This window comes from Chamaesiphon sp. GL140_3_metabinner_50, from assembly GCF_025361915.1.
GTDB lineage: Bacteria > Cyanobacteriota > Cyanobacteriia > Cyanobacteriales > Chamaesiphonaceae > Chamaesiphon.
Genome location: NZ_JANYJC010000127.1, coordinates 1 through 9,249, shown reverse-complemented (window position 1 = coordinate 9,249; position 9,249 = coordinate 1). Strand labels below are relative to the sequence as shown.

Sequence of the window (9,249 nt, the reverse complement as noted above, 5' to 3'; positions counted from 1 at the left end):
AGATCGAAGCTGCTGGCATATTTAGCCATTGCTTCTTTATCAGTGGAGAGGACGACATCTTCAGCACCCAAACGGCGGATATCTGCTTCTTTTTCCGGCGAGGTGGTAAATACGACGACCTTGGCACCCATCGCCACCGCTAGTTTGACTGCCATATCGCCCAAACCACCGAGTCCGACAACACCGACCGTTTGTCCGGCTTGGACGTGCCAGTGCAGCATCGGCGAGTAGGTAGTCACGCCCGCGCACAGGAGGGGTGCAACTGCTTTAAGGTCGAGATTTTCGGGTATTTTGAGGACGAATTTTTCGCGGACGACGATCGAGTCGGAGTAACCGCCGTAAGTATTGCTACCATCCGGCAGTTGAGGGCCATTGTAAGTGAGGGTCATCCCGTTGGGGCCTTCGCAGTATTGTTCCTCCTGAGCATGGCAGGGAGTACACGATTGGCAGCTATCGACCATACAGCCGACACCAGCGAGGTCGCCGACTTTGAACTTAGTGACTTGCGTCCCGATTTTACTCACCCGTCCGACGATTTCGTGACCGGGTAAGCAGGGATAGACAGTATTACTCCACTCATTGCGGACTTGGTGAACATCTGAGTGACAAACGCCGCAATAGAGGATGTCGATTTGGACATCCTCGGCTGCTGGTTCCCGTCGATCGAATTCGATCGGCTTTAATGGCTCGGTGGCACTCTGGGCAGCATATCCAATTGTTTTAGTCATTTGGATGATATGTGGGAATAGGTGTGGCTAGTGGGCTGTGACGATCGTTGTTTAATAGTTGCCATCTATAACCTCAGCGGTTAGAAACCGCTGCTCATGTTGCAAAGTCCGCCTACGCGGACTGGGATCTTAGTCCGCGTAGGCGGACTTCGCATCACTAGCCACGATTTGCGACGCGCGCATCACGGAGGTTTCCTCCAGGTCGAGTGCGTCAAGACACAATCGTAGGCACTTGCATCGGTAGCAACTTGGGTTATTTGTCAGCACCAGGTTCGCTTATCTTCCGGTGCAGCTCGGCTTTGAGCGGATCGGGAAGGATTTTGCTGACGGTACCTGCAACCTTGGTTAAGAGGGATTCTGCCAAAATGCTATCTTTGCCATCCATGAGGGCTTCAAAGCCCATTCTGGCTACCTCTGCGGGGTCGTCTTTGGGAGCCTTGTTAACTTTGGCATCTTCCAATCCTGCCCGATCGAAGAAGTTGGTATCGGTGGCTCCTGGCATCAGGGCGGTAACGGTGACACCGCTATCTTTGAGTTCGTTGCGGAGGGCTTGGGAGAAGGAATGAACGAATGATTTGGAGGCGGCGTAGACTGCTTGAAATGGCCCAGGCATTTGGGACACGATCGAGGATGTAAACAAAATCCGTCCCTGGTGACGCGCTACCATATCGGGCACGACGCGCTTTGCCAAGTGGACGGATGAGGCGATATTCAGTTCGATGACGTTGAGTTCGGCCTGGAGATCGGTTTCGATAAATGGGCCGCCGACACCGACTCCAGCATTAATCGCGATCGCCTCAACGGGTTTGCCGCTAGCCTGAATCTGCTGGTAGAGGCTTTCGACACCCTCATAATTAGCCAGATCGGCTTGGACGGTTGTGACTGTGGCTCCAAGCTGCTCGAAGGCTGCGGCTACTGTATCGATCCGCTCTCCGGTCGATGTAACGAGCAGGTCGAAGCCGTTTTTAGCAAACTGTTTGGCTAGTTCGTAACCGATGCCGCTAGAGGCACCTGTGACGACCGCCAGGGGTCGAGCGGAAGGATTGGTGGTGGCATAATCGGTCATAACTATTTAAATCCCAATTTCAATCGGCGGCTCACAATCGTTAGTTACCAGTACTCTTTTCCAGTTCGCGTTCGCTTCTTTTAGCAACGTCTGGATACATTTTGCCAAATTCTTTGACGGCATCTGCCGATTGTTCGCCGATGCGTTCGATGCGTTCGCCCGGTTTACCTTTAACTTCGCGCGCCTGTTGTTGCCATTCCTTGGTCGTTTTAGGTCGATTGGGATTTTCTTGCTCTACCATTTGCTCCAGTTTATCGATCGTCGCTTTGCTAGCCCGATCGGGTGCTACGCTAGTATTTAATAAGATAAAGCCGAGCGCAACTACCGATAAAAGTTGCCGTACTCGTAGCTGTTTAAACCAGTCACTGATTTGAACTATTGCCTGGGCGATCGTGTCGAACATTTTTATTTCCTAGATGCTATATAGCAGACTTTTACGAGTAAGCTTTTGACCAATACTTGTTAAGATTAACTACAATGAAGCTAAGATCTTCTCTACCAAAAGGTGTAGATTTAGTCAGTTAATGAGATAAACACAGATCATCATTTAAATTAATTACTTACCAGATAAAGTCGCGATCTGATTACCAATTAGGTGCCGATCGGTTCGCTATATCCTTGAATATTTTCTGGCTCGAATTGACGCAATATTCGGGTGGCGCGATCGGTAAGTTCGCCCGTACCTTTGACAATTACTAGATATTTACCAGCATTGAGCCGATTGCGATATGGCAGTGCGTCCCCACTACCAATGGTTAAGCCGACAGCACCGCCGGAAAAATAAGCACCCAAGGCACCCGCACCCGCACCGAAAATTCCTCCCAAAATATGATTGACAATTGGTGCGCCTTCGGGAATTATTTCGATCGCTGTCAACCAGTTAAATGCAAATCCAGCAATAAATCCAAAGCCGACTAGCCAGAATAATTCGCGTTTAATTTCTTTCTTAGCTTCGATATTTGGATCGATTAATCCATAGTCATCGGCACTTTGATAACCTTCGCCTAAAATATTAATTCCATCATTTGGTAAGCCTTCTTTTTCGAGAGCAGAATAGGCGGCTTCGGCTTGAGTGCGATCGGGTAAAACTGCAACAAGATAATTCATATAAATAACGGATTATGTGAGGATAGATCCCCGACTTCTTAGAGAAGTCGGGGATCTGGGAGCGGAGAATTTTCTAATTCAAGAATCTAGTTAGCGATCGGAATTGTCGGCCATTCGGTTGTTTGAGTTGTTTGAGTTGTTTGACCGGGTTTGAGAATGACTTTGATGCAATTATCTTTTTTGTGCTTGAAAATTTCGTAAGCGTGGGGAGCTTGCTCTAGGGGGAGAGAGTGGGTGATGATAAATGTCGGGTCGATGTCGCCGTTTTGGACTCGATCGAGTAGCGGTTGCAGATATTTATGCACGTCGGTTTGACCTGTTTTCATCGTCAAACCTTTATTCATAAACGCACCCATCGGAATTTTATCGACCAGTCCGGTGTAAACACCTGGAACCGAGACAGTACCACCCTTACGACAGGAAACGATCGCTTGACGCAATACATTCGGGCGATCGGTTTCGAGTTTGACAGCTTGCATCGCCTTGTCATAGAAACCTTCTAAACCCATCCCGTGGGCTTCCATCCCCACCGCATCCATCACCGCATCGGGGCCGCGCCCGCCCGTCATCTCCTTGAGAGCTTCGCCGACCTCAATTTGTTCATAATTGAGGATTTCGGCACCGCCAGCCTTCGCCATTGCCAAACGTTCCGGTACGCGATCGATCGCAATTACCCGCTCGGCACCGAGCATCAAAGCACTCCGAATCGCAAATTGTCCGACGGGGCCACAACCCCAGATCGCGACTGTATCTCCAGGCTGAATGTCGCAGTTTTCGGCGGCCATATAGCCAGTCGGAAAGATATCGGTAAAGAACACCACCTGTTCGTCGGTCAGCCCGTCGGGAATTTTGAACAAACCCACGTCGGCAAAGGGGACACGAGCGTATTCGGCTTGCCCGCCCGCATATCCCCCAGTCAGATGGGAATAGCCAAATAATCCCGATGGGGAATGACCCATTAATGGCTCCACCATCCAAGCATTCGGATTGGAGTTATCACACTGGGCTGTAAGCTTACGGGTGCAGAAAAAACATGAGCCACAGGCGATCGTAAATGGGACGACCACTCGATCGCCAATTTTGACATTGTTGACCTTGCGACCAAGTTCGACTACTTCGCCCATAAATTCATGACCGATGATGTCACCCTTTTTCATGGTGGGATTTAAACCGTTATACAAGTGCAGATCGGAGCCACAAATCGCTGTGGTGGTGATTTTGATAATGGCATCACGAGGATTGAGGATCTTGGGATCTGGAACTGTTTCGACTTGGACTTTATTGGTGCCTTGCCAGCAAACTGCTTTCATAATGGTGGATGGTGGATGGTGGATAGTAGATGGTGGTTTTAGAGGATGCTTGATGTGAAGCGTAGATCTAAATTCCCCAAACCCCCTTAAAAAGGGGGCTAAGATCCGGTCTTAGTCCCCCTTAAAAAGGGGGATTTAGGGGGATTCAGATCTCAAAACGAAGTCCATCAGAGCAATTAAGCTGCAACCAGTCCTGGTTTGAGTACGATTTTGATACAGCTATCTTTTTTCTGCTGGAAGATTTCATAGCCGTGGGGAGCTTGCTCTAACGGCAAAATGTGGGTGATGATAAAGGTCGGATCGATATCGCCCTTCTGAACTCGATCGAGTAAGGGTCGCAGATACTTATGAATGTGAGTTTGTCCCGTTTTCATGGTTAAACCCTTGTTCATAAAAGCACCCATCGGTACCTGATCGACTAGCCCAATGTAATCACCTGGCAGAGAGACGGTACCGCCTTTACGAACGGCGACGATCGCTTGGCGTAATACATTGGCGCGATCGAGTTGAATTTTGACAGTCTGCATCACCTTGTCATACAAACCCTCGAAACCCTTGCCGTGGGCTTCCATTCCCACCGCATCCATCGCCGAGTCGGGGCCGCGTCCGCCCGTCATCTCCTTGAGTGCTTCCCCGACCTCAACCTCATCAAAATTAAGGGTTTCCGCGCCGCCTGCTCTAGCCATTGCCAACCGTTCGGGGACGCGATCGATCGCAATTACCCGCTCGGCACCAAGCATAAACGCGCTCCGAATCGCAAATTGTCCGATCGGCCCACAGCCCCAAATCGCCACGGTATCACCAGGCTGAATGTTACAGTTTTCGGCAGCCATATAGCCAGTGGGGAAAATATCCGTCAGAAATATCACTTGCTCGTCGGTGAGTCCGTCGGGAATTTTGAGCAAACCCGTATCGGCAAAGGGAACTCGCGCATATTCTGCTTGTCCGCCAGCATAACCGCCTAGAGCGTGGGCATAACCATAGATCCCAGATGGTGTATGACCCATCGCTGTTTCGGCAATCCAAGCATTGGTATTTGAGTTATCGCACAACGACCACAAATCGCGATTGCAGAAGAAGCAAGAGCCACAAGCGATACTAAATGGTACTACTACGCGATCGCCAATTTTGACGTTATTGACTTTACTACCTAGTTCTACCACCTCGCCCATAAATTCATGACCGATAATATCCCCCTTCTGCACGGTGGGAATCATGCCAGCATATAAGTGTAAATCGGAGCCACAAATGGCGGTGCTGGTAATTTTGATGATTGCATCGCGCGGATTGAGAATCTTGGGATCTGGGACGGTTTCAACGCCGACTTTATTGTTACCCTGCCAGCAAAGTGCTCTCATCGTCATTCAGCCTCATGCGATTAGTGGTTCTAAATTTGGATACACTCGATCGGTTTGGATATGCGGCATAGATCTACCCACCCCGCCCTTCGGGCACCCCTCCGAGGAGGGGATTTTCTACCAAAAAGGGGGATTTAGGGAGATCTCTAGGGTTGTCTTCACTTCGAGCGAGAGTGCGTACACAGTAGCCTTATAGAGAGAAGCATTCGCTTCGCTTCTTCCGATGGAAAATCCCCTCCTCGGAGGGGTGCCCAACGGGCGGGGTGGGTAGATCTCCGCATCAAACCGATTAACTCCGTCGCCCACACGATTGACCTTCAGTAGTGGCAATTTCCCCAGTCTCCATCAGCATCTTGAACCGACGGAGATCGTCACCGACTTGCTGTTCGGGGTTTTCGCCAAATAGGGACGCGATCGCCGCAGTCAAACCACCACCAGGGACGCTATACTCTAATACCACCTTGACTTCGGTACCCCGCCCAGGAGGTGCGGCTTGGAACCGGACGAAGCCCGAATTTTCGACGGTGGCTCCGGGTAATGATGCCCAGCTAATGAGCTGGTTTTCGAGATCGTTAACGACTTCGGCATCCCACTCGACACTATTACCCAGCGGTGCATTTGCCACCCAATGCGAACGATTGGTGCTAGTCATCACCGTTACCGATTTGAGGTGCTTCATAAATGTCGGCAGGTTCTCAAAATTGTGCCAATATTGATAGAGTTCTGCGGCTGACTTATTTTGAATCGTCACGGTTTTTTCGACCCGCAGTGGCTTATCTAATCCCGTTGCAGCGGTGACGGTATCCTGCAAACTCTTTTGTCCGGCGACACCGTGGTAGGCTAGGGTTCCACCTGCGATCGCCATTAAGGCACCGCGCAAGGAACGTTGGCTCAATCCCGATAACACTAGGGCACCGCCCGTAATCAGCGACCCCCACCGTTCGGTATCGCTAAAGTTTTCTGACGAACTACCAGTACCACTCGATTTAATTTCCATTTTTATTACCTGTTAATTAATCTTCAAAACCGATCGACTTTTAACTAATCCAGATCTGGCATCAGATTAGCCACAATCAGAGCCAATGCGCCCAACCCCGCAGCCGCACTCCATTTGACCGCCGGATGCAGATCGAACCAGTCTAAGAAACTGGGAATAGTTTTATCAGAAAAATCGCCAGCTACGGTGTTGTATCCTTCGATCGGCTCAAACAGATTATTGGGGTCATCTGTAGCTTTAATCGTCTTGGTGCGTTGTCCGGGAATCCCGATCGCACCGACAAGGGTATCAGTGATATCTGGCACGAGCTTTTGCACGAAGTCAATGATGCGACCGACATCGCCGACAATGATGTCCCGCGCGGGGTATTCGGCAGCATGTAAAATTGCTTCAGCAACTATATTCGGCTGATAGTAGGGGGGAATTCCAGTTGGCATCACGCCCAGTTTCGTCCGCGCTTTGTTATAGAAAGGCGTATTTATCACCGAGGGGAGGATATTGGTGATGCTAATCGGGAATCCTTCGTATCTGAGTTCCGATCGCAATGAGTCGAGCCAGCCTTCCATCCCGTGCTTAGAGGCAGAATAAGCCGATTGCAGTGGCATCGATCGCCGCGCCTCTACAGACGAAACCGCGATGAATGCGCCCCGCCCTGTCTGTCTCAGGTGTGGCATTGCTACCATCGCCCCATACACCGATCCCATCAGATTGACATCGATTACCCGCTTGAATTCTTCAGGAGTTACTTGCTCGAATGGAGCAATAATCGCAGTTCCCGCCGCATGTACCCAAGTATCCAACCGTCCGAAGCGTTCGATAGTTTTGTCGGCAATACTTTTGACCTGTTCAAAGTCAGCCACGTCAGCAGTAACCGCGATCGCTTCCGAGCCAAATTGCTCGATTTCTTTAACCAATGATGTCAATCCCGATTCACTCCGCGCCGCAACTACCAATTTCGCCCCACGTTTGGCAAGCTGGAGTGCAGTTTCGCGACCGATTCCACTAGAAGCTCCAACCACAGCAACTACTTGTTGTTCGATCGGTTTTAGTTTCATGGCAGTTAGATGATTGCAACATCAGTATGCTAACAATGTCAATCCTGAGAGTCTTCTCTCTCAAGAGGGAGATCCATCCTATCTCTTTTGGTAGATTGAATTATTAGTTATTCTTGTTATTACTAAAAAATACACACACAAAACACTCTCGATTTTAGTAATATCTAAATTGAATTTTGCACCAAAAAAACATGTCACAAGATTCCCCCGACTTGGGAAATCAGGCACTAAGTAAAGTAGTAGAGATGGGGATTGCGACTCAGATCGATCGCTCTGAAGAGATCGAGGTCGATATTCGTACCAATCCTGTAAGTTTTATCCAAGGAAAACTAGATTCTGTTGAGATCTCCGGCAAGGGCGTAGTCGTCAAGCAACATCTCCGAGTCGAAAACATTCAAATCAACACTGATGCAGTGTCGATCGATCCGCTGAAGGCAGTCTTTGGGAATATCGAACTCACTCATCCAACTGATGCCGAAGCCCGAATCGTTTTGACTGAAGCAGATATCAATCATGCTTTTAGTTGTGACTACATTCAGAGCAAGTTACGTGGCTTGAAAATGGATGTAGACGGGCAGCCAGTCACGATCGATATTCAACAAGCATCACTAGATCTACCTGGTGACAACCAATTTGTAATTTCGACAACTTTTTTGATGCGAGAGTCAAATGAAATAAAAAAGATGTCAGCAACTGCCATTCCCCAAATTGATGAAGATGGTAATCGCATTTCGCTAGAGATTTTAGCGGCTCAAGGCGAAGGTTTAAATCTCAAGCTAGTAATGGTGATTTTTGAACAACTAATTGCGCTACTCGATCTCCGCAACTTTAACATCCCTGGCGTATCGCTCCAGCTTCATCAATTAGAGGCTCAATTGGGCAAATTGGTGATTCACGCCAAAAGTCAAATCGCTCAAATTCCAACTATCTAAACTTTATTAATAGGTGCAAAATCATGGCGCAAACTCCCAGCATTCCCCCGTTTATCGAAAGTAACACTGCCGAGTATCTCGATAGTGGCATACCCAGTACAGTCGCGATCGCCAAGCACCCACTTCATCCCCTAATTGTGACATTCCCGATCGCTTTCCTCTCAGGTGCGGCGGGAGCTGATGTCGGTTATTGGCTCACAGGCGATGCTTTTTGGGCGCGCGCAGCCATCTGGTTGATTGGTGCGGGGTTTGTTTCGGGGCTGGTAGCCGCTCTAACTGGAATGCTAGATTTCTTGCGGATCGATCGAGTCAGAAAGCGCAGCGCAGGCTGGATTCACATGGTGATTAATGTCACTGCCATGTCTCTGACGTTAGTTAACTGGATCTTGCGATTAAATAATGTTGAAGGCGCAATTTTACCTGTGGGGATCGTTATTTCGGTCGTCGTCGCGTCGCTGCTAGCAGTCTCAGGCTGGTTCGGTGCCGAACTAATCTATCGTCACAAAATCGCAGTCATCGGCGACAGCAGCCGCTACGAACCCTAATAAAATCCCTCCAAAGAGTCCCCTCCCAGGAGGCTACGGTATATACACGAGTAATTAGTAACTAGCGTAGATCTTTACCCCACCCCAACCCTCCCCTTATAAAGGGGAGGGAGCAAAGCCCCCCCTTTATAAGGCTATGCATTACCCACAG

10 protein-coding genes are annotated in these 9,249 nt (G+C 49.3%); 2 read left to right on the top strand and 8 right to left on the bottom strand.

Annotated elements, in window-relative coordinates:
- From Q0R35_RS06785 to Q0R35_RS06750, 8 genes are all read right to left on the bottom strand, one after another.
- On the bottom strand, positions 1-728 hold a 728-nt coding region (locus Q0R35_RS06785; protein WP_295615335.1), incomplete at its 3' end, for an NAD(P)-dependent alcohol dehydrogenase.
- A gap of 253 nt (positions 729-981) precedes the next feature.
- A complete protein-coding gene (locus Q0R35_RS06780; RefSeq protein WP_295615334.1) occupies positions 982-1,794 on the bottom strand; it encodes an SDR family NAD(P)-dependent oxidoreductase in 813 nt (270 codons plus the stop codon).
- Between the two features lie 40 nt (positions 1,795-1,834).
- Positions 1,835-2,197, bottom strand: a complete 363-nt coding sequence (locus tag Q0R35_RS06775; protein WP_295615333.1) for a hypothetical protein — start codon at positions 2,195-2,197, stop codon at positions 1,835-1,837.
- A gap of 188 nt (positions 2,198-2,385) precedes the next feature.
- Entirely contained in the window at positions 2,386-2,901 is a 516-nt protein-coding gene (locus tag Q0R35_RS06770) for a hypothetical protein (RefSeq protein WP_295615332.1), read from the bottom strand.
- 86 nt (positions 2,902-2,987) lie between these two features.
- Positions 2,988-4,211: a zinc-dependent alcohol dehydrogenase gene (locus tag Q0R35_RS06765; protein WP_295615331.1), complete on the bottom strand. Its 1,224-nt coding sequence runs from the start codon at positions 4,209-4,211 to the stop codon at positions 2,988-2,990.
- A 176-nt stretch (positions 4,212-4,387) separates the two neighbouring features.
- Positions 4,388-5,569 (bottom strand): zinc-dependent alcohol dehydrogenase, encoded by a 1,182-nt coding sequence (locus Q0R35_RS06760; RefSeq protein WP_366944836.1) that lies wholly within the window; start codon positions 5,567-5,569, stop codon positions 4,388-4,390.
- 289 nt (positions 5,570-5,858) lie between these two features.
- A complete protein-coding gene (locus Q0R35_RS06755; RefSeq protein WP_295615329.1) occupies positions 5,859-6,566 on the bottom strand; it encodes an SRPBCC family protein in 708 nt (235 codons plus the stop codon).
- Positions 6,567-6,610: 44 nt separating this feature from the next.
- Entirely contained in the window at positions 6,611-7,621 is a 1,011-nt protein-coding gene (locus Q0R35_RS06750; RefSeq protein WP_295615328.1) for an SDR family oxidoreductase, read from the bottom strand.
- Positions 7,622-7,812: 191 nt separating this feature from the next.
- Here Q0R35_RS06750 and Q0R35_RS06745 point away from each other — a divergent pair, with 191 nt between their 5' ends.
- Positions 7,813-8,553 (top strand): DUF2993 domain-containing protein, encoded by a 741-nt coding sequence (locus Q0R35_RS06745; protein ID WP_295615327.1) that lies wholly within the window; start codon positions 7,813-7,815, stop codon positions 8,551-8,553.
- A gap of 23 nt (positions 8,554-8,576) precedes the next feature.
- Positions 8,577-9,098: a DUF2231 domain-containing protein gene (locus Q0R35_RS06740; protein WP_295615326.1), complete on the top strand. Its 522-nt coding sequence runs from the start codon at positions 8,577-8,579 to the stop codon at positions 9,096-9,098.
- The last annotated feature ends 151 nt before the right edge of the window (positions 9,099-9,249 follow it).